This window comes from Streptococcus sp. 27098_8_76, assembly GCF_041432315.1.
Lineage (GTDB): Bacteria > Bacillota > Bacilli > Lactobacillales > Streptococcaceae > Streptococcus.
The window spans coordinates 62,032-82,869 of record NZ_JAPVZI010000010.1 but is presented as its reverse complement, the minus strand read 5'-3'; the positions used below and the strand labels follow the sequence as shown (position 1 = coordinate 82,869).

21 protein-coding genes and 1 pseudogene are annotated in these 20,838 nt (G+C 34.0%); 8 read left to right on the top strand and 14 right to left on the bottom strand.

Features of this window, described 5'->3' with window-relative positions; translation table 11 throughout:
* The first annotated feature begins 442 nt into the window (after nucleotides 1-442).
* Nucleotides 443-730: a type II toxin-antitoxin system RelB/DinJ family antitoxin gene (locus tag O3636_RS08165; protein ID WP_001101478.1), complete on the top strand. Its 288-nt coding sequence runs from the start codon at nucleotides 443-445 to the stop codon at nucleotides 728-730.
* Nucleotides 720-1,067 carry a type II toxin-antitoxin system RelE/ParE family toxin gene (locus tag O3636_RS08160; RefSeq protein WP_084923593.1) on the top strand — a complete coding sequence of 116 codons (348 nt, stop codon included), beginning with the start codon at nucleotides 720-722 and terminating at the stop codon, nucleotides 1,065-1,067. The genes O3636_RS08165 and O3636_RS08160 overlap by 11 nt, the downstream gene beginning before the upstream one ends.
* A 705-nt stretch (nucleotides 1,068-1,772) precedes the next feature.
* Here the strand turns inward: O3636_RS08160 and O3636_RS08155 are convergent.
* The 6 genes from O3636_RS08155 to O3636_RS08130 form a co-directional block, all read right to left on the bottom strand.
* The gene (locus O3636_RS08155) at nucleotides 1,773-3,038 is read right to left on the bottom strand and encodes a site-specific integrase (RefSeq protein ID WP_224218487.1); all 1,266 of its coding nucleotides are present in this window, start codon (nucleotides 3,036-3,038) and stop codon (nucleotides 1,773-1,775) included.
* 92 nt (nucleotides 3,039-3,130) lie between these two features.
* Nucleotides 3,131-3,379 carry a MerR family transcriptional regulator gene (locus tag O3636_RS08150; RefSeq protein WP_001083626.1) on the bottom strand — a complete coding sequence of 83 codons (249 nt, stop codon included), beginning with the start codon at nucleotides 3,377-3,379 and terminating at the stop codon, nucleotides 3,131-3,133.
* A gap of 5 nt (nucleotides 3,380-3,384) precedes the next feature.
* Entirely contained in the window at nucleotides 3,385-4,581 is a 1,197-nt protein-coding gene (locus tag O3636_RS08145; protein WP_371642577.1) for a Rep family protein, read from the bottom strand.
* Nucleotides 4,582-4,775: 194 nt separating this feature from the next.
* Nucleotides 4,776-5,108 (bottom strand): hypothetical protein, encoded by a 333-nt coding sequence (locus O3636_RS08140; protein ID WP_004236945.1) that lies wholly within the window; start codon nucleotides 5,106-5,108, stop codon nucleotides 4,776-4,778.
* A gap of 206 nt (nucleotides 5,109-5,314) precedes the next feature.
* Complete coding sequence (locus O3636_RS08135; protein ID WP_000154971.1) at nucleotides 5,315-6,424, bottom strand: helicase HerA domain-containing protein; 1,110 nt, start codon at nucleotides 6,422-6,424, stop codon at nucleotides 5,315-5,317.
* 10 nt (nucleotides 6,425-6,434) lie between these two features.
* Nucleotides 6,435-6,758, bottom strand: coding sequence for a hypothetical protein (locus O3636_RS08130; protein ID WP_000144757.1), 324 nt, complete (start codon nucleotides 6,756-6,758; stop codon nucleotides 6,435-6,437).
* A 517-nt stretch (nucleotides 6,759-7,275) separates the two neighbouring features.
* Here O3636_RS08130 and O3636_RS08125 point away from each other — a divergent pair.
* Nucleotides 7,276-7,572 (top strand): annotated as a pseudogene (locus O3636_RS08125) (amino acid transporter); the annotation flags it as partial.
* Between the two features lie 123 nt (nucleotides 7,573-7,695).
* On the opposite strand, the gene O3636_RS08120 reads toward O3636_RS08125, so the two are convergent.
* Complete coding sequence (locus O3636_RS08120) at nucleotides 7,696-8,622, bottom strand: helix-turn-helix transcriptional regulator (protein WP_261127512.1); 927 nt, start codon at nucleotides 8,620-8,622, stop codon at nucleotides 7,696-7,698.
* Between the two features lie 189 nt (nucleotides 8,623-8,811).
* On the opposite strand from O3636_RS08120, the gene O3636_RS08115 reads away from it, so the two are divergent.
* The 4 genes from O3636_RS08115 to O3636_RS08100 are packed head-to-tail and all read left to right on the top strand — an operon-like array spanning nucleotide 8,812 to nucleotide 13,460.
* Nucleotides 8,812-11,688, top strand: a complete 2,877-nt coding sequence (locus O3636_RS08115) for a CAP domain-containing protein (RefSeq protein ID WP_371642574.1) — start codon at nucleotides 8,812-8,814, stop codon at nucleotides 11,686-11,688.
* 33 nt (nucleotides 11,689-11,721) lie between these two features.
* Nucleotides 11,722-12,420 (top strand): hypothetical protein, encoded by a 699-nt coding sequence (locus O3636_RS08110; RefSeq protein ID WP_371642572.1) that lies wholly within the window; start codon nucleotides 11,722-11,724, stop codon nucleotides 12,418-12,420.
* A 52-nt stretch (nucleotides 12,421-12,472) separates the two neighbouring features.
* Complete coding sequence (locus tag O3636_RS08105) at nucleotides 12,473-13,033, top strand: hypothetical protein (RefSeq protein WP_153193966.1); 561 nt, start codon at nucleotides 12,473-12,475, stop codon at nucleotides 13,031-13,033.
* A 40-nt stretch (nucleotides 13,034-13,073) separates the two neighbouring features.
* On the top strand, nucleotides 13,074-13,460 hold the full coding sequence (locus tag O3636_RS08100) for a hypothetical protein (RefSeq protein ID WP_371642571.1): 387 nt from the start codon (nucleotides 13,074-13,076) through the stop codon (nucleotides 13,458-13,460).
* 373 nt (nucleotides 13,461-13,833) lie between these two features.
* Here the strand turns inward: O3636_RS08100 and O3636_RS08095 are convergent, their stop codons facing one another.
* The 6 genes from O3636_RS08095 to O3636_RS08070 form a co-directional block, all read right to left on the bottom strand.
* On the bottom strand, nucleotides 13,834-15,099 hold the full coding sequence (locus tag O3636_RS08095) for a tyrosine-type recombinase/integrase (RefSeq protein ID WP_371642569.1): 1,266 nt from the start codon (nucleotides 15,097-15,099) through the stop codon (nucleotides 13,834-13,836).
* A gap of 86 nt (nucleotides 15,100-15,185) precedes the next feature.
* Complete coding sequence (locus O3636_RS08090) at nucleotides 15,186-15,440, bottom strand: MerR family transcriptional regulator (protein ID WP_371642567.1); 255 nt, start codon at nucleotides 15,438-15,440, stop codon at nucleotides 15,186-15,188.
* Between the two features lie 21 nt (nucleotides 15,441-15,461).
* Nucleotides 15,462-16,592 (bottom strand): replication initiation factor domain-containing protein, encoded by a 1,131-nt coding sequence (locus O3636_RS08085; protein ID WP_371642565.1) that lies wholly within the window; start codon nucleotides 16,590-16,592, stop codon nucleotides 15,462-15,464.
* 100 nt (nucleotides 16,593-16,692) lie between these two features.
* Nucleotides 16,693-18,114, bottom strand: a complete 1,422-nt coding sequence (locus tag O3636_RS08080) for an FtsK/SpoIIIE domain-containing protein (RefSeq protein ID WP_371642563.1) — start codon at nucleotides 18,112-18,114, stop codon at nucleotides 16,693-16,695.
* A complete protein-coding gene (locus O3636_RS08075) occupies nucleotides 18,111-18,350 on the bottom strand; it encodes a hypothetical protein (RefSeq protein ID WP_371642561.1) in 240 nt (79 codons plus the stop codon). Before O3636_RS08075 ends, O3636_RS08080 begins: the two co-directional genes overlap by 4 nt.
* A gap of 13 nt (nucleotides 18,351-18,363) precedes the next feature.
* Complete coding sequence (locus O3636_RS08070) at nucleotides 18,364-18,780, bottom strand: hypothetical protein (RefSeq protein ID WP_371642559.1); 417 nt, start codon at nucleotides 18,778-18,780, stop codon at nucleotides 18,364-18,366.
* A 424-nt stretch (nucleotides 18,781-19,204) separates the two neighbouring features.
* On the opposite strand from O3636_RS08070, the gene O3636_RS08065 reads away from it, so the two are divergent.
* Nucleotides 19,205-20,281 (top strand): hypothetical protein, encoded by a 1,077-nt coding sequence (locus O3636_RS08065; RefSeq protein WP_371642558.1) that lies wholly within the window; start codon nucleotides 19,205-19,207, stop codon nucleotides 20,279-20,281.
* A 92-nt stretch (nucleotides 20,282-20,373) separates the two neighbouring features.
* On the opposite strand, the gene O3636_RS08060 is transcribed toward O3636_RS08065, so the two are convergent.
* Nucleotides 20,374-20,703, bottom strand: a complete 330-nt coding sequence (locus tag O3636_RS08060; protein WP_084891187.1) for a helix-turn-helix domain-containing protein — start codon at nucleotides 20,701-20,703, stop codon at nucleotides 20,374-20,376.
* Between the last annotated feature and the right edge of the window lie 135 nt (nucleotides 20,704-20,838).

Genomic DNA, 20,838 nt, shown 5'->3' with positions numbered 1-20,838 from the left:
AGAAATCTAAGTGCTTTTTGATATGAGTTATTTTTGCCTTTTATATACTACGTCATATAATGAACCTATCAGCAATAAAAAAAGCACGTTTGACCGTGCTAGTTCCTTGCCTGCTGAACTCATCATTTTAAGTTCCTTTTTGTTACCCTTTAAGTTTTCTCAACTTATTTGAATTTAATAGTTTTGGAGAAAATCAAGTTAGATTTAGAGCAGGCTTAGGCCTGTTTTTCTATACCTAATTACTGCAAGATAACAAAATGTTGTAATATTTTATTGAATCAGATAGGCTTTAGAGCCTTGATATTGAGCACTTTGGGGCGCTTTCCCTTAGTGCTTTTTTTAACATTTTACAATAGCTTTTAAGCATACAGCTATAAGTATCCATACGCAGCTAGACCTGTATAGTTTAAAGTGATATAATAGTCTAAAAGGAGGTACTACTATGAATGTTTTAGAAAAAAATACACAGGTAAACTTTAAGACTAACAGAGACTTGTTAGAGAAGGCTAAAGCTATTATCACAGCGCAAAATCTTGATATGACAGCCAGTTTTAACTTGTTTTTAGAACACATTGTAGAAAATAAAGCTTTGCCATTTGAAACTCAAGTAGATAAAGAAAGAGAAGAACTTCTATCAGGGTTGCGTGCTGAAATTGCCCGTAGCTTTGACGATTTAGAACATGGAAGAACTTACAGCCTTGATGAAGTGAGGGCTAACCTTGGAATTTAACGAGAACGTATATAGCCTTATTATCTCCGAAACGGTACAAGAACAGCTAAGAGGTATTAAAGATTATATCTCAGCTAACTACTTTTCAGAACAGGCAGGAGCAAACACAGTTAAGAATATTCTTTACGGATTGGAACGTCTTGAAGTTTTCCCGGAAGCAGGATTTGATGCTGATGAAAGAGTAGGAGTTATTATATACCCACCCCACAAAACTCGATGCATCATTTTAGGCGATTACCTAGCCTTCTATCATATTTTAGAGGACAGAAAAGCTGTCTTTGTATCAGATATTATTCATAGCAAACAGGATTACATTCGCTTGTTCAAGAAAAAATAGCGCCTTAGGAAGGCGTTTTTGTTTGGGAATTACGTGATATTGATGATATAATATTTTGGCCCCCTCAATTTAAGGAAGGGAGGTGTTACATATGTTAGAAACTTTACTCACAGTGTTTCTAGCTCCGTTACTTATTAACGTGTTATCTGAGCTTTTCAAGTTATGGCTTAAGAAACGTAAGAAGTAATGATTAACCCTTTTAGAGGGTAGCAAAAAACCCCATCGGTGGCACGGTGGGGCTTTTTTAGTTACATATGCTGTAACTTTACTCACATTGTAAGTTCATTCTAACACAACCCTTTCGATTTTTCAAGCTTTTGTTTTGATATTGCCACAGAGTGTGTTTGTGTCTTGAGTTCATTTTACTGAAATTAGAATCCGTGTTACCAATTTCCATTTTGCACATCATGTATAATACAGGTAAACAATGATGACATTGGTTAAGTAGAGTGCTAAAATTACCTGATTCAAATCAGCTTTACAAAAAAAGATTGTAGGATAAGTAGAGTCTGAATTGAAATATAAGATAATTAACAAAAAGAAAAAAACGCTTGGAACAGCGTTTTTCTTCTGTATTGATTCGTATTGAATGCTTACTTAACTTCTGTAAGGAGTAGACAGAGTTCTATATAACCCCTCAAAACCTTTATTTTAAAGGCTTTGTAATTTGTTGAAGAAAAAATGTAGAGACAAATGTAGAGACGATTAAGTAGATAGTTCAGCTATTTTATCTAAATAAATATTTACTGCCTCTAATTTCTTCTTCGGTGCTAACTCGGCGTATGTATCCATAGTTGTGTTGATAGATTTATGTCCCATACGAACTTGTAGTTCTTTCCAGTTTGCCCCAGCATTTAACATCATTGAAGCATGAGTATGTCTGAAAATATGGAAACCGTAATCAGGTAAACCAAGAGAAGTTAGTCGTTTTTTTAAAGTAGCACGTTCGTTTCTATCGCACATATAATTTCCATAAATCGTTGGAAAGATTAACTTGGATTGAGGTAGACCTTGCTTTTTGAAATAGTTATTCATTTCTGTGTAGAAATCCCTAAGGTCAGTGAGAGTAGAGTTTGGAACGGGAACCTGACGATTACCAGAATCGGTTTTTGCGGTTGGTTTACAAATCATACATCCTTTAGTACCAAGTTTCTTATTTGCACTTTTCCACATCAATGTTTTATTTACAATAATTTCATTGTTTGTGAAATCCAAGTCATTTATTTCTAATGCTAGAAGTTCATTGATTCGCAATGCAGAAGCGAGTAAGGAATTGCAGATGGTAATAAATCGTCGATTAGCTCTGTTATTAGGTAAAGTTTTTAAGAATGCTAACCATGTTTTTAATTCTTCATCATGTAAGACCATAGTTCTACGAGAAGCTAATTTAGGCTTTGGAGGGATTTTAATAGTTTTCACTGGGTTTTTAGTTAATCCAAAATGTGTGATGCCAAAATCGAAAATATCACTAAGTTTGTGAGTGACTGCTCCAAAGTCTTTTGCACTACCTTTTTCAGCACGTTTTTTCCCTGATTCAATCGATGTTCTAGCTTTTTGGGCGAGATTGTTAACCCATCTTTGAATGTCGGCAGATGTGATTTTTTCAGGAATGTAATCCCCGAATGCAGGGATGATGTAATTATATACGTATCCCTTCACTCTATTGATTGTATTATGAGAAGTAACCCAAACTTGATAATTATTGAACCATTCTTCTGCAAGTTCAGAAAAAGTGGATAATTGTTTATCTTCTTTCCTCGTTCCACCTGCTTTTTCAAAATTAACTCTAGCCGTTAGGATTTTACGGTCAAGTTGCCGTAGTGTTTTAGCTGTTATAGACGTTGTTACTTGTTTGCCTGTTTTTTCATCGATACCTAAGTAAAGGCCTCGTAAAATATAACTAACCTCTCCGTTTGAATTTGTTTTTTTAATAACTTTTTTGTTATTGTAAGTTATAGTTTCAGATGTCATAATGCCCTTTCATTATACGGATATAAAATAAAAAGGCTAAAATAGAACATTTTCTATACATAACAGACAGTTCTATTTTAGCATAATTCATGTTATTTCTCTAAGAATTGGAGAACATTTTCAAGTTTATAGTAAACAGTTCTGGTTCCTTCTATAGGTGGTTCCAGTCGTTTTAGTCCTTTCTCTTCCCAAGATTTCAATGTATTCGGAGAAATTTGAAGGAGATTCAACAGGTCTTTTTGGGTATATAGACCACAATAATTGAAGATGTGGGTTTCCTGTTGTAGGATTTGTAAGAGATTTAGTAGTAGGTTTTTAATTTCAAATAGTTCTGAGTTCATTATTGTTATTCCTTTCTTTGAATAGTTGTTTCAAACTGTGTGAAGAAGCTATTAGCATGATGTATTGACTGAGACTCAAAGGGGTTCGTGAAAAAGTTGCTGTCATCTTTTTCGTATTCCCGACTCTCATTGTTATAGTGTGTATAAAAGATATTATCCTTTTCAACTAGTATGGCTGTTTGTATTCGTCGTTCTAGCTGGTCGAAACGGTCAATTCGTTTACTGGTTTGAAAATTATCATACAACTCCTTTGGTGAGTAAGGGCTAGTTATGAAGATTAGTTCAGCGGTTAATGCTTTATCTATATATCTAGAAGGTAAGAAAACATCGAAATTATAAGGGTCTAGAATTTTCAAAAGGTCATCATATCGAAAGCTATCTGGTCGCAGTTCGTCAATAATGATAGTTTCCTGGTTTTGATAACTCTGAAAAGGATCGCGACTTGAGCCTGTTACAAAATAAGAGGTATTTTTATTTTCTGCATAAGTCTTAGCCAGTCTTGTCTTACCAAGTCCAGACTCACCATAGATATAGACTACTTGTTTTGTCTTTTGTTCATACTTCATACGATTCAGGAATTCTCTTCCTAATCTTTCTTGCCTTTTTTCGGCAACAGCTTTAAGTCGCGTACTTGCTTTTGCATATTGACTTCCCGTTAGCTCAGATTCAATCTCTTCTAGAGTTAATAAACCGTCATAAAGCATATCTAGATATTCTCGTATTAGTTCCCCTTCTTTTTTACTTTGGTTTCGCTCTACTTGTTTTCGAATGTTTTCTAATTTTTTAGCAAAATCAAAGTTACTTATTACTTCCGAAATAGGGTACTGATATTTATTTTGAGCATCTTTAGTTTGGTGAACAAGATAACTAAAACCATTATTAGGATGCTTGAAGAATTCTAATCGTTCGATTTGAGAATCTTCACGCTTACCATTTCGTTCATTAATTTCCCAAGCTATGCTATGTGGACTACGAGCATGTTTGAAATACATCATGAGATGAATATGGGGTTCTACAGTTTCTCCATCTTCATTAACATCTTTATCATGTAAAATGCCTGCCCAGAGTAATGGCTCTAATAGCTTAACGATTCTATCAATTTCTTCTTTCCAATCAGATAAAATAGCTAGTCGCATTTGTTGTGTATACATGATTGCACGCTGTTTAGGGATTTTTTTATTTGTTTTTTTCTCTGAAGACATTTCAAGAATTTCCTTTCCTTTCGTTTTGTTTTTGGCACATTGGCACAGTTTGAATGCGAGACAATGCCAAGACCAGTCTCGCAGGATTGTTAGTATTAAGGATATTTAGAGTAAGTAGTATCATTGGCACAGTTTTGTAATATAAAAAAATGGTGGAAGGACTTTTTGTCTTTGACAAAGTCCTTCCACCGATTTTAATTGTAAGAGCCTGTTGCTTGATACCAACGACCGTCACTAGGCGCTATGTTGGTAAAGAACAATTCGGGTTCTATAGTGTGTAATTTTGCTTTAATAGCAGGGAATATTTCTTGTACTTTCAAGAAACTTTCGTGATTGTTTGGAACTTTCCACCGTAATATAGCCCCATCTTCTGTATAAATCATCGATAAGGTTAACAAAGAACGATTGGCCTTGTTGACGATTGATTTTTGAGTAGAAATCTGTTTATTTTGAGTATCGAGAATAGAATCGGATTCAAAATGGGCAAATTTTCTCAGTTCGTAGGTTGCTCGTAATCCTTTGAGCATGTATTTTATATCACTTTTAAACCAGTGATAAAGGAAAAAAGAGAAAAGTAGGATTGAAAAAATTATCAAAGGATAGAAAAGAAAAACAACATTTTGATAATTAATTTCAATGTTCAGATTCTGTTGAATCAAGATAAGTATAAATATAGGGAAAAAGCTTACTACAGTTCCTATACATAAGATTTTGAATAGATTATACTTGTTTATCATAAGCACCTCTTGTTATAGTATGGGGTGAGGAGTGGCATGATGTTGCTGTCATGCTTTCCATCACTAAATTTGACAATTCCTGTTCCTATTCCGCTAGGGACAACAATATTTTCAATATGAGCGTTTGGCAATAAAAACTGAGTGGTGTTAGTATTTATCTCTCCCAAAATAATAGAACAGTTAATTTGTTCTCTAACTGCAAGATTTCCTCCAAATGCGGTAGCATCAAAACGTTGGGAAACTAGGATAAGTGAAACTTTGGTAGCTCTACCTAGAAGAGCCACAGTTCCTAATAGTTGTGCAAACGTATCTCGTGCTTGTTTTGAAGAACCCTGAACAAGAGCAAGTAGCTCATCTATGATAATATATTTGCGTTTTAATGTAGCTTTTGGGTTTTCTAAAAGTATTTCTTGACGTTCGTAAATCTTATTGATAGCATCCCCCAGAATTTCATTTACTTCTGTGATAAAACTATTTAAGTTAGCCCCTCTTTTCGGAGACAGGACAGACAGATTTAATTCACGACCTAGAGAATAAATATCGGCACGTTTAGGGTCTACTGCTACAATATCGTCAGTTATTTTCCGAATACACCGAATAAGGTATTCTAGGAAATAACTTTTTCCTGAACCAGATGAACCACTGATAGCTAAATGAACAACATCATTTAGATTGATACTAACTTGGTTTGACATGAGCGGAACCCTAATCTCACTAACTTCTTGATTTATAAAATGTTGGATATCAGGAATAGTTAGTCGAGTTGGAATGCCATTTACCCAAGGGAAGAAAAAACCTCTAGCAAGATTAGGGTCACCTGTCTTGTAGGGGATAAAAATTGCATTACTTTGTAACATAAGCGTTTTATAAGGGTAAAGGATGCCAGAACATATATCTGCTATCTTAAAATACAGGTTTTTATCTAAAACATAGGAAACAGGAAGATTGGGAATGAAAAACATTCCCTTATCTTCTGCTTCTAAAGAAATGGAGAAAGAGTTTGTAAAGCTCGTTTCTCCGTTGATATCTAGTGTATTGTTGAGATTGCTTGTAATGAATTTAGCTAATTCATTTTCAGACATAGGCATTTTAATAGGGATAGTCATAAACTACCCCCTAAGCTTTGTGAATGCCTGTGGCACGGAAATACGCATTTGATTTAATCTGAATTGCTTCTAATTTATCAAATGCTATTTTCTCACCAATGTTAAATTCAGATAAATCTGGTTTGTTATCTGGAAGGAACTTCACTTTAAAAGGATTATGAGTATCCGTAGCAATCCAAATCTGATAACCAATAACTTTATCTGTCCGCTTATCGTCTTTATATTCATACTGTGTTTCTATTTGCAGTCCTACAATATAAGTTGTTTCATTTCCAAGAAGTTTCTCAGCATTTTCTGAGCTATAATAGCTTGATGATTTGACTGTGAATGTCATATTTTTGACCTTTCTTATTAAGGAGGAGAATAATTTTTATTCTACAGGAGTAATAGTTGTATTTAACAACTATATGTTGATTTATCTCATGACGCCCATCTCTTATATATATATATTTTTTTTTTTGAGTGCCACGCGTGGCGAAGGGAGTTAAGGTCAAATGAGTTTATGTCATCAAAAATTAACAAAAACGTAACATAAAAACACTTGACAAGGTGTTAATTTTTAGGTTATACTCCCTTTAGGGAAATAAGATAAGAGATGGGCAAGAGATAAGAAAAAAATTTTTTTCATAAAGAAAAAGGGGAGTCGGGGCGTAGCCCCGTTAGATAAGTTAGTTTCAGGTACCTGAAACTAACTAGAATGGGTTGTTGCATAAATTTTCATGCAATATTAAAAATGCAAACAGTTGAGTTTTTCTTGGCTGTTTTTTTGTTTTCTAAAAGAAAAAATTAAAGTTTTTCAACTTTAATCTATAGTAATATTCGTGAAAAATAATTGACAAAATCCACGTCAGGTCTTGCCAGGAGTTTCGGATGCCTTTGCCTTGATTACGGCATCGTCATCAGGTGTCTATATCGCTATCTATATCTTGATTATGGTGGCTCATCTTAAATACCGCAAGTCACCAGACTTTATGGCGGATGGCTATCTCATGCCCCATTATCGCTTCCTAAATCCTTTAACCATGCTCTTCTTTGCCTTTGTCTTTGTGACCCTCTTTTTACAAGAGTCTACATTTGTCGGAGCAATCGGCTCAGCTATCTGGATTATCGGTTTCGGTATATATAGCCAGTGGAAATTTAGAAAATAGATTTGAAACTCATCAACTCAGCTTGGTGGGTTTTTCTTTAAAATCAAGTCAAAAAAGCACCAGAGTCAAGTGACTTTGGTGCTTTGAAGTTATAAACGTTTTGCTCTAAACTGATGTGGATAGTTATTCCTCATCTTCTGTAGGGAATGGAATACCAGTTTTATTCAGTCGTTGAACTTCTTTGACGAATATGTTCTTTACTTCAAACGTATTTGCTAGTGGGAAGAGGTCGTTTTGAGCGTCAATGTAGTGAAGAAGAGTATTAGCTCGTTCAATAGCCTTAGGGTTATTTTGTCGAAGTAGATTGTAAACTTCGTATATGTTTAAATAAAATAGGGGATATATTGAATACTCATGAGAGAATTTTTCAGATATATTTATCTTCAACTTATAGATGAGTTTTTCAGCTTTATCATAATAGCCATAGCGAGAATATGTTCTAGCTAAATACATTCCAGTTGCAGCATATTTGCGAGGAAAATTTAAAGTTACATACTTAGTTTCTTCTAATCCTTTAAGAATTATCTTTTCGAGGTATTCAAGGAATTTTAACTCAAAACACTGAACCTTATATCCCAAAAGAACTTCAATAACAGTAAAATCATGAATATAAAGAGTATCAATACTAAATATATAGTCGACCAAGTAATTAATAGTTTCTGCTTCCTCAGGAGTCAATTCATCCATTTTATCTACTTGATTTAAAATGGCTAATTTTAGTGTGTAATACACTATGATATTTTCCCAGTCACTTTTCTTTCCTAGTATTTTTCTAGCTTTTATTCGATCATTTTTAATTAATGCATTTATAATTTGCTTTGCTCTTTGGGCATTCTCATTTTGAATCTGACAAGCTTCTACATAGTCTTCTATATCTAAATTAAGTTTACTCAAAATTTCAAAAAAAGTATCGACTTTGACAGAAGCTAATCCTTTTTCAAAACGACTGAGGTTATTGGGAGTAATGATATCTCCAGCAGCTTCTTTGAGGGTCATATTACGATCTTGACGGATTTTTTGAATGATTTCTCCATAGTGTTTGAATTCCACGATAGTCTCCTTAGTCTTGATTTATTTTATTATAACTTAAATTTCTACAATTTTGAAAAAATCTACTGTTTTTAGTAGATTTTTGTTTAAAACTCAAGATAAGGAATAAAATTATACTGTTTATAATAGAAAGTTCCAAAAAGGGGATTATTTACTGTATACTATACAAAAAAATAAAAAGGAGCCAATATGAAGAAAAAAGATATTTTATTAAGCGCTGGTTTGACAACTATTCTTGTTGGGACTGGTGTTGCAAATACAACTGTCCAAGCAGAAGAGGTGGATTCTGGTCAACCCAAGCCTACGCTGAAGACGACTCCTGTTCATGTTACCGAACCAGATGTGAACGCAGCAAAAGCTGAAGTAAACAAAGCCCAAGCTGATGTCGACGCAAAACAAGGTACTGTTGACCAAGCAAAAGCTGACAAGGTAAACGCTGATGACAAAATTGACTCAATCAATAAAGACATCGACACTGCTAATAACGCAAACAAAATTATCAATGCTCAAAACGATATTATCACTAGCAAAACAGCGGACAAGACAAACGCAACAAACGATTTGAATACCGCTAAAGATGCCGAACGTGATGCGCATACAGCACTAGACAATGCTAACACCGCAAAAACAGAGGCTGATAATGCCCGTGACACTAAGAAAGCTGATGTGGATACGAAACAAGCAGACCTTGACGCAATCACAGACGCTAATGTACGTAAAAACATCACAAACACAACTAGCAAAATTTCAAACGTTGATAATGATTTGAACGCTAAAGGTGCACAAATCACAGCTACAGACACTAAAATTGCTGCTAAACAAGGGGAAATCGATAACTATAGAGTTAAAGTTATTTCAACAGATTTGAACCCTGATGAACGTAATCACACAGTTCATGATAATCTTAATGATTATGAGTATAACCATGGGTTCTTCCGTAACAACCAAATGGAACCAGTTAATTTCCAAGGTGTTGATATCAAAGAAATTGACGCAACTAAAGATATGGTTGATTTCGCAGAAGCTTTAGCAGCCTATAAGAAAGCGCCATATGATTGGACAACTCGTAAATACAAAGAACGCCCAACATACCGTTACAAGGTAGATAACAAAGGTATTTCAGACGCCTTTGTCAAATTGCTTAATCAACTACGTGTTAATAACAATTTGAAGGGTGATATGGTAGTTGACGATGAGTACCTTGCATACGCGCAAAAACGTGCTGATGAAATGCAGAAAACAGGCGTATTGTCACACCGTACAAGTTTAACAAACAAACCGGGCTATATCAAAGGGGTGCAACCAGACCAGAACGTTGAAAACATTTTCGGCGGAGCATCAGAACAAATCATTGGTCGTGATGGTGAATATTTAACATTTGACCATATTGTAACGAATGAAACATTAGCCTATGAAATGTTGTTAGGTTGGTATTCCGACTATAATAACGTGCGAGGTTTAGATTATGGACACCGACAAAACCTATTGACACCGACCGGTAGCAAAATGGGTGTTGCCATTTCAACCATTGACGGAAAAGACAAAACAACTTATTTCGGTTCATTCAATGCTAGTGCGCACAAAGGTTCAACCTATGAATGGAATGAAGATGACCAAATGTTCTATTCCCTAAACCAAAGTCAAGATGAGAAGGATTATTTGGACCATAGTAACAACTTCAAACAAGATGACCCAATGAACCCAACATTATACGGCAAAAAGATGAAGTTTATCGCAGACACTCATTATGTGTTTGTTAAACGTCAAATCATCGATGACCGACCAAAAATGCAAGAAGAGTTAGACGCTTTGAAAGCTCAAAAAGCGACACAAGAGCGCGAACGTGACGTGTTAGTTGCGAAGAAAGCTGATTTGACTCAAGAGTTGGATGCTTTAAACGCGCAATTGAATGATATTGCTACAGCACGTACGAATGCAACAACAGCTCTAAATCAAGCAAAATCTGATTTAGCTACACTAACAGCAACAGCTCAAGATAAAGCAAATGCAGTTATCCAAAAACAAAAAGAGTTGGATAAAGCAACAGAACGTGTAAATGATGTAACTGCACGTATCAACACAATTCAAAGTGAAATTGATGCGGCAACAAGCAAACGTGATGACGCTATGCGTGTCCACGCGCAATTACCACAATTGCGTGCGAGTTTAACACAGGCAGAAGCCGATAGAACAAACGTGGAACAACGCATCACAGTTGCAGAGCAAGACTTAGCGGATGCCAAAGCTCGTTTGACACAAGCTCAAGCTGACCACAAACACAAATCAGATATCTTCTCAATCGATAAGATGCTAAACGTATATACTGATGGTAACCGTGTCATTTCAGCAACACCGAAAGTTGCTCCAACAGTAGATGAATTGCCAGAATTGGATATCACAGCTGACATCTCAAGTGATTTGAATACAAAACAAAATCCTGACGGTATCGGTGCGACACCAAAAGTAGCTCCAACCGTAGATGAATTGCCAGAATTGGATATCACAGCTGACATTCCAAGTGATTTGAATACAAAACAAAATCCGGATGGTATTGGTGCAACACCAAAAGACGCACCAGTTGAGGATGAATTGCCAGAGTTGGATCCAAGTGCTATCATTGACAAGCCAGCGGATAAGCCAGCGGACAAGCCAGCGGATAAGCCAGCGGATAAGCCAGCAGACAAGCCAGCAGATAAGCCAGTGGACAAGCCAGCAGACAAGCCAGCAGATAAGCCAGTGGACAAGCCAGCAGATAAGCCAGTGGATAAGCCAGCGGACAAGCCAGCGGATAAGTCGGCAGATAAGCCAGCAGATAAGCCAGCGGATAAGCCGGCAGATAAGCCAGCAGATAAGCCAGCAGATAAGCCAGCGGATAAGCCAGCGGATAAGCCAGCAGATAAACCAGCGGATAAGCCAGCAGACAAGCCGGCAGATAAATCAGCAGAACAATATGCGTTACCAAATACAGGAGAAAATTCTAGGGTAGCAAATTCAATTGTTACAGTTGGCTACGGATTATTAGCAATGATTGGTCTAGCAGGATTATTTATTAAGAGGAAAAACTAAATTAAGGGTGATTAATTATAGGAGATTTGAAGTATGAACAAATATAGTAGAGAACAATTGATTGAAATGTTTGGATATAGTTTCCAAGTTTTAAAAGCTGTATCTGATTTAAATAAAGCTATTTCAGCAGAACAAAATAAAGCATATAGTGGTATTATGGGGAACTATGGCAAGCTTAAAAAAGTATATAATTTAAGTGTATTAGGTTTTATAGCATTTTGCTTCTTGTTAGGAATTATTCAAGGAACTGTACTCTCGTTATTTGAGTATATTATATGGGGAGCGATTTCCTATGGGGTTTTCCAGCTTCTATTTTCTCCACTTGTTCTGATTGTAAAAGCAGTGTATAAACACATCGCAAAAAAAGAATTTGCAAATGCTGCGAATAATGATGCTTCTAATGCTTATCGCCAAAAAGGTATTGAGTTGATGAAAGATGAACAGTTTTTGGCATATAAAAGAGAAATTCCAGAAACTTACTTTAATATGAATGACCTTTATTTACTTTATAGTTATTTAGAAACTTATAGAGCAGATAATTTTAAAGAGGCAGCAAACTTATTAGCAGAAGAGAAACACCGTGATAAGGTCGAGTATAGTCAAGAAGTTATGCAAAAGAGTCTTGCTTCTATTCAAGCAAATGCTACTTATCAATCTGTCATTCAAACAATTCATCTATTAGAGACTCAGAAATTACATCGTACAGTGAGAGTAGGAGTCTTTGGGGAATAAAAAATGGGAACTATCTAGTTATAACTAGGTAGTTTCTTTGGAAAGGTGTATAATGATGTTATTTTTTAGAAACGTAGTCAATTATGTAACAAAATACTCAGAATTAGAATATATCCTAGAGAATGATAAACTTGTGATAAAGAACTATTATAAACAAAGTGCAGGAGAACGAGAAGCGTTTGAAGAATATGTTAGACAACGTGGTGTAAGAGTTTATCGTATACTTTCGTTCAAAAAAGTGCCTCTAGAAAGGTTTAGTGAGCTGATTAGGAAAGTTAAAGACTATTGTAAACAAATAGATACGCCTCTTGAAGAAATTGACAATGCAAAGTTCCCAGACTACAAGGATAAAAGTTATCGAGTACCAGAAAGATTATATGGGATAGACTATTATAAAAATGGTAGTTTGTTAGTAAGTGGTAGAATGCAAGATGTGGCAGTTATAATGAGATTTAGGCCTAATCTTAGAGAATTTATAAAGAGTGATAATCTAATAATTGAAGTGGAAGAACGGGACGGGAAACCAATTGGTGAAAGTGTAAAATCTATTTGGTCGCAAGGGTTTACGACAATGACGAAAGAAATTGAATCAAATAGTGTATCTGAAGATTAGTTTGCTATTTATATAAAAATAAATAGTACGAGGTGTTAAAATGCAACTGATAAATTATGAAGCATTTTTAAGTGCTAAAGATGCTCTAACTTTTGAAGAATGTCAAAACATTCATCAGACAATTCTAAACAATACTGGTAACGATGAGGAAATTTTAGAAGTATGGTCTGATTTTTTGCAAGCTAGTATAAGCTATGCTCATATTCGTAGCCAGTGGTTGCTTTGGGAACGTGAAGAGCGTCAACAAAAAGATGAAGGTAGAACAGCAAAGCATGAGCGAGTAATATATTGTCTAAAGCTTCTTAGTCGTTATCTAGGGCAAGAAGGTGTGGACGTTTCATGGTTTGATGCTATAGAGGATAACAGAAAGCAAATAGGAGATTTTGCTTGTTATATAGCTTATATCTACTCTATAAATGCTAGATAGAAAATGCAGGCTGATTAATGCCTGCATTTTGGACTTCAATTATTCATTCAAAAGATTTTACTATTTTCATGAATAAATTGAAGTGAAAGAATAAAAAAAGAAGAGCTACTCATCTGTGAAGTAGCTCTTCTCTTATATCCGTAATCTCTTTTTATTTATCTGAAAATGTAGAGATTCGGCTGATTTGTATTGCAATACATTGAAATTTGAAATCTCAAGAATCGCTTAAAATCAGGGATTCTCACGCCTGCTGACGTGTAGTGAATCTCTATTTAACCTCTGTAAGGGTTAAATAATTGACCTATATCCCCTATATTATCAAGGATTGTAGAGTTTTTAAGTTTAAAGGTAGTGATAAAGGTAGTGATGAAAGTCAACTTGCCAGCTCTTCCATTTTATTTAGGAAAATATCCACTGCTTCAAACTTCTTTTTGGGAGCTAATTCAGCATAGGTATCCATAGTTGTTGATATTGACTTGTGTCCCATTCTATGTTGTAGCTCTTTCCAGTTCATACCAGCATTTAACATCATAGAAGCGTGTGTATGTCGGAAGAGGTGAAAACCATAGTCAGGTAAACCAAGAGCCGATAATCGCTTTTTAAGGGTTGCACGTTCGTTTCTATCACACATATAATTACCATAAATTGTTGGAAAGATGAGTTTTGATTTTGGTAGACCATGTTTTTCAAAATAGCCAGTCATTTCTTCGTGAAACTTTTTAAGGTTTTCTATAACTGAAAGTGGGACAGCAACTCTACGATTTCCAGAATCCGTTTTAGGAGTTTTCTTACAAACCATTTCCCCTTTGATACCTAGTTTGTTATTTGCACTTTTCCACATTAATGTTTTACTGACAATAATTTCATTAGTTTCAAAATCAAGGTCAGTAATTTCTAATGCCAATAACTCATTTATTCGCAACGCAGATGCTAATAGCGTGTTACAAATGACCTTAAAACGTCTATTGGCTCTGGTATTGGGCAAGGTCTCAAGGTAAGATAACCAATGTTTCAGGTCATCATCATGGAGTACCATAATGCGCTCTTTGTTTGCTTTTAGTTTAGGTGGAATCTTGATTGATTTGGCTGGATTAGTGGTCAGCCCACAGTTTGTAATACCAAAATCGAAAATATCACTAACCTTGTGAGCCATGGCTCCAAAATCTTTTGCACTACCTTTTGGAGCACGTTTTACGCCAGAATCAATTGCTTTCTTAGCTTTTTTAGCTAGTTTGTTGACCCAAAGTTGAACATCAGCAGGCTCAATCTGCTCAGGTTTGTAGTCTCCAAAATGAGGAATGATATAGGTATCAAGATAACCTCTAACTCGATTGATGGTATTTTGAGAAGATACCCAAGTTTTGAAGTTGCTAAACCATACCTCAGCTAGACTTTCAAAGTTATCAATTTGGATAGTTTCTTTGAGGGTAGAGCCAGCTTTTTCAAACTCAATTTTAGCTTCAACAATTTTTCTATCTAAGGATTTCAATGTCTTAGCAGTGATAGTTTTTGTGATGCGTTTACCAGTCTTTACATCAGTTCCAATGTAAACACCTTTGAGTGAATAACTGATTACGCCATTTTGTTTTGTGATTTTTGTTATTTTTTTATTATTGTGTTGAATGATTTCTTTACTCATATAGCCTCTTTTTTTCGGACAATTAAAAGGCTAGAATAGGACCCTCACATTCTTTATTTGATAATTCTATTCTAACATACTTAAAGTTAAATAGTCAAAAATCCAATGATATCTTCCAATTTATAATAAATTTTACGTGTGCCTTCTATTGGAGGTTCAAGCCGTTTTAAGCCTTTATTTTCCCATGATTTTAAAGTATTAGGAGAAATCTGTAAGATTTTAAGTAGTTCTTTCTGTGTGACTATCCCATGAGAACTATTACTTTGTAATTCTTGTTGAATGATAACAATGAGCGTATTTAGTAGCTCCTCAATTTGGTTTAATTTCGTCATATCCGTCATATATTTTTTCCTTTCGTTCTCTTACTTAAATACATCCCACGGCTTCTTTTCTTTCTTTAGTTCATCTTTTCGATTATTTAAAAATATAATCGTATCAGGAGAGGGTTTATACTTTGTTTTGAAATGAATCAAAACATGCTTGAAAAATTCCTGAATTGCTTCTTTACCGTAAATTTTGTCAATCTTGTATAGAAACGATTCTAAACCACTATTTTTTAACAAATAGATATAAGTAGATAATAAATCATTTTTCCGCCTTGGTTTTGACCTCAATAAATCAAAATCGGGTGAAACATATTCCAACATAACTTTTGAAATATCCCATAACTCCTCATTTTTGAAGAATAAATACTTGTCCGTAAATCGTTGAAAAATCAAACTCGACAATTCTTTGTCATTTCTACATTTTAAAATATCTAAGCCAGTTTGATTAGCGTAAGCCTGCCGAATTGACATTTCAAATCGCACCCAATCATCACATTTCAACGCTTCGTCATAAAAAATGCCTTTCTTTTTTTCCTGTTCCAATTTTTTATCATAAATTCTTAACAATAGAGAGTTTCCTTTATTTGCTTTGCTGCCGACATAAATCGTTTCTACTCTGTTATTTGTATTGATAGTGCCGATATTTGACTGATTTTTTCTCAATTTGATTTTATTTGTAAAACTGTCAACGTATTTTGATTTTATTGTTGACTTATTTAACTCCTGATGAATCTGATTCACTTTCAAACCTTCATCTATAAAATCAATCGCAAAATCAATTTTTGAAACTCTACAACTACCGCTAAAATAATTTTCTAATTCAAAAAATTTTTGAACTAATTGACGATACGAAATTTTTTGATTATCTTCGTCCCTTCGTTTCATGTAATGTTTTAAACCTTGACCCGAGAATTTGAGAAAAATTCCCATCCTTGGGCTATCCGTGTTAAAACATAATAGAATTTCAAATTCATCAAAATTGATAATATAATTGTAGCCTGCAAATCCTTTTTCATTTAACTTGAAATTGACTGTGTACTTTTCTAATTCCAATAATTCATCAATTTTTGAACAAATATCCAAAGCAAATGTTTCATAATTAGACATCATCTCATTAAATTCAGACAAAAATACAAATGAAATTTCATCAACATCACATTGAATCATATAACATAACTCCTTTTTTAATTGTTTTGTAGTTGACCCCGTAAGGGGTGGGGACTGGGATGGGGGTCATTACTATACCCCCATGAATACTAGTACCCCATTATTTACACTTCTTTCTTAATCGTTGACCGTATAAAAACGCTTTTTTAAATGTACTAATCTTTTCCAATCCGTGTTCGTGTAGATTGATGTTCCAGAATCGTCTGGGTTTTCTGAACTGTCCATCAGTAGTCATGATATAACCTGAAAATCGTGGTGCATGATTATCAATGTTATCTGTTTCTCCAAATACCATTCGAGCTAATTCGTCTGTAATAGCTCCATTTGATAGACAGATACGAACACCTAAATTATCTCTAATAGCTGTTGAAAGCAACTCAGAACGCGGTTGTTGCATACAGATACAAATATAGACACCACTAGAGCGAGAGCGAGACACAATAGACAAGACCAAATCTTGAACCCTTTTTCTCATCTTATTATCTGTAATGCTTGAAAGCATGGCAGAATACTCTTCTATAATACATAGCTTCATATCCATTTCTTTACCGAAATTAACGAAAGTTGCTCCAGTAATATCATCACGTGCCGACAATTTCGCAATTTCTTTTTCACGTTTAATAACTAATTCCAACAATTCTTCAAAATATTCTAAAATCTCTTCACTGTCTGATAAAATAGTCCCAACTGGTAGAAAATCCCATGAGCTGAACTCAGATTTAACATCCAAGATTGTTAAATCAACATCTTCATTAAACATGAATACTTGTGCAAGCATTGATTTTAAAAACGTTGTTTTTGAGCTGTTTGTATTTCCAACTAATAAAATTTGAGGAGAACGCAAGAATGAAAATGTCAAGCCTTCTTCAACTGTTATTTCAAAATCATTGATTGGTCTTAATTCTGTTATCTTCTTTGGTCGTAGCTGTCTTGCTCTAGCTTCTACAATATCATCTAATAAATAAATGAATTCTGTATTATCTTCACTCAACCAATAATCTAAAACAATTAAAGAACGATTTTTACCCACTAAACAAGCTGATAACATTTCCGCAAACTTTTCTAAATCGTCATTAGTCTGGTCAGCTAATTTTTTGATTTTAACGGTGATGCGCCTGCTTAGCTTCGCGAAGCTCGCATGCGCTTTACTAACATCGATGAATTTGCTACCAACTTTGCGATTCGCCGTTGCTGAATCCAATAACGCCTTGTGTGTCTGTCGTTCTATCAATCTTAATTGATGATACAGAGATAGTGAGCCAATTTTTGATAGTCTCAAAACAAACCGAACCAGTAAAACAATATTCGTCAAAAGCAAGACAGCTATTCCAATCACTATTAAATTCAAACCAAGCTGTGCTTCACTTCTAAAAATACCAATCTCTGTTCCTTTAAATCCTAGCCATCGAATAATACCACCACCAAATAGTAACCCAACTCCAAAAACTTGGAGAAGAGTTACTAGGCTTGGCAAGGTTGGCATCAGATGACCTGTATTTTTATTTAATTTATACCTAATCATAAATACCTACAAATTTCTTCCATTTCTTTTAACATCTTTTGACGCATGAGTTCAAAATACATGTATGCACGAATAAAATCAGTATAACGACCATTTGAATAAACCAAACTCAAATTAACAAACGATGAAACTCGTCCTTGAACCTCGGAACGCATGTATCTTGCTAAAATTCTACGAAGTTCGATAGGAAGGTCAAAAGCTGATAAATCATCTAATTCTTTAGAAATATCTTGCATATCTATTTCCTCACTACTTCAATCTAACTTCAGTAACATCTTCAGCCCAAACTTCTATAACATCAAAACTTTTATATTTGTAACGTCCCCTCGGATTGACTAACTGATACAAATGTCTGAACTGAATCTTGTTCGCAATTTCAAGAGTTGGAACAACAAGGCTAATCAGCTTAACTGAACCATCATCCTTTGGCATTGAAAGGAACACTTCGTATCCGATTGACTGTTCAGAAAAGACTGGAGCATTTTTACCATTACTGTTTTTCTCAAACCCCACTATTGGGAAGAATGGCTGTGGCTCAGTAACACTTACAGCAACACATGTAGAAATGTTATTAAGAGCTGGGGCAGTACGACGATCGTTTACAATTGAATCGCCGGATTGTTTTGAATTGCTTCCAAATAAACCTGTTTGCAATAATTTTTCCATTAGTTTTACCTCTACTAGCTTAAAGCTAGTTATTTCTATTAATTTTTTTGTAAATATTTGAACGTTCTTTATTTACATTTTCAGTTTATCACGATTAAGATTGACTGTCGATTGAGAGAAAAAACAGACATTTAAAAACATTCTCATACAACTATTTTAATCATGCAACATGAAATGAAATAAAGTTATTCATCATTCACAAGACTAGTATATCAAAAGATAAGTTGTATTTGGTTGAAATAAATCAGACGGTAATATAAATATATTACATGCAACTATTTTAATCATGTAACATAAAACTAGTGTATATAAAGGAAGAAAAAGGTTGTATGATAAAATATTAAAAATAAATATAGAAACAGTTGCAATGTACAACTTGTTGTGTTATACTCTAAATATAAACTTATAGAAAGTTGGAAATTAAATGTTTAAAAACACAATTGAATTTGTCAAACGTGCAACGATTGATGCAGTACCTACAAAAGTCAAAAATTTCAAAGCTGAACAGTCACAGCAAGGCAAAAAATATTACTGGTATATGTTTTTGCATGATGAAATGTTTGGTGAATTAAGTAATGCTGGTGCTTATTATGGCGGAAACAAAGACACAGCTAAACAAAAAATGAGTCGATTAATGAAAGATAGTCGAACTCATTTGTCTGAATATGTTTTAGAGTTGATTGCTAAGAATATGAATTTAAGTGTTTCTGAATTGCTGTGGGGAGATGAAGAAAAGTGGAAGAAATTGCTTCCCTCACTCTTTTATTTAATTGTTTTTGAATCTATTAGCACATCTGATTTTAAAACAATTAGAGAGCAACAACTGAAATCAAATATGCTTGAAGTTTTAAAAGAATCTGTACTATTTTCAAGTGAATTAGCGAAGAAAGAAATTGATGCGGATTTATCTGATGGTATTGTTTCATTTGATATTTTTGATAAGAATCTATTTAAAGTTATTTCAAGACTTTATCAAAATGAAGTAGAAGACAAATTTTACAGACTGTTTAAAGAATTCTTTATTGAAAAAAACTATTATTTGAAAAAATTAGATAATAGAATGATTGATTTTGCGGAGCGAGTGTATAAAGAAGTTATTTTTGGTAAAAAGAAAATAGAAGATTCGCTAGGGCTTCAGGTTTATCAGACTTCAAATTTATTTTTGAATGCTGATTATAGAGAATATAGAACAAGTATTATACAAAAGAACTTCTTGAATGAAGTAGTACAAGAAGAGGGGCAAGTATTAGAACATTATTTAGATGAAGAACAAAGAATGATACTTGAACAAGTTTCAAAATTTGTTAATGGTTTAGATAAGCTTCAAAGAAAGCAAGATGAACGCTCAGGATATCGAAAGAACAACAAAAATTTATTCAAATATGGATTTGATTTTGTAAAATTTAATGAAGAATATTTTAGAGAATCAGAAGAGAAAGTAGAAGAAACTATGATATCTACTGAACAAATGACCGCAGATTTGAAAAAATTAGATATGTAAAAAAACAACCGCTGAAATTTTTAGCGGTTGTTTATGTTGTTCAATAGGGTTGCTATGTTATCAATTATAGCGCTTTGAAATTAATTAAAATATTATTTAACTTGATTTAGAATCGTATGAAATGCGGAAATTATTTCTTTTTGTTTATTATCAGGTAAATTTTTTATATTTGAAATTAATTCAACAATCTCAGGATTTTCATCTTTTTTTGTAATATCAAAGAAAGATGAAATATCACATTCAAGGGCATTCATAACTTTTTCAAGTGTGTTAATTGTTATGTTCGTTTCTAAGTGTTCAAGTTTATATACATAATTTGTTCCAAGGTCGGCTCGTTCTTCAATTTGTTCTTGTGTAAAACCTTTTTTCAGTCTTAAAAGGCGGATTCGTTTTCCTACATATTTTCTTAGTGATTGCTTCATGTAATACCTCACAAACTTAATATTACAGTTTTTTTACTACATATTTTAGTTCTTGAAAGATTGGTTTAAACTTTACAAGGTTGGTTTAATGCGATATAATTAAAGAAAAAACAACTATATATAGTTGTTAATGTG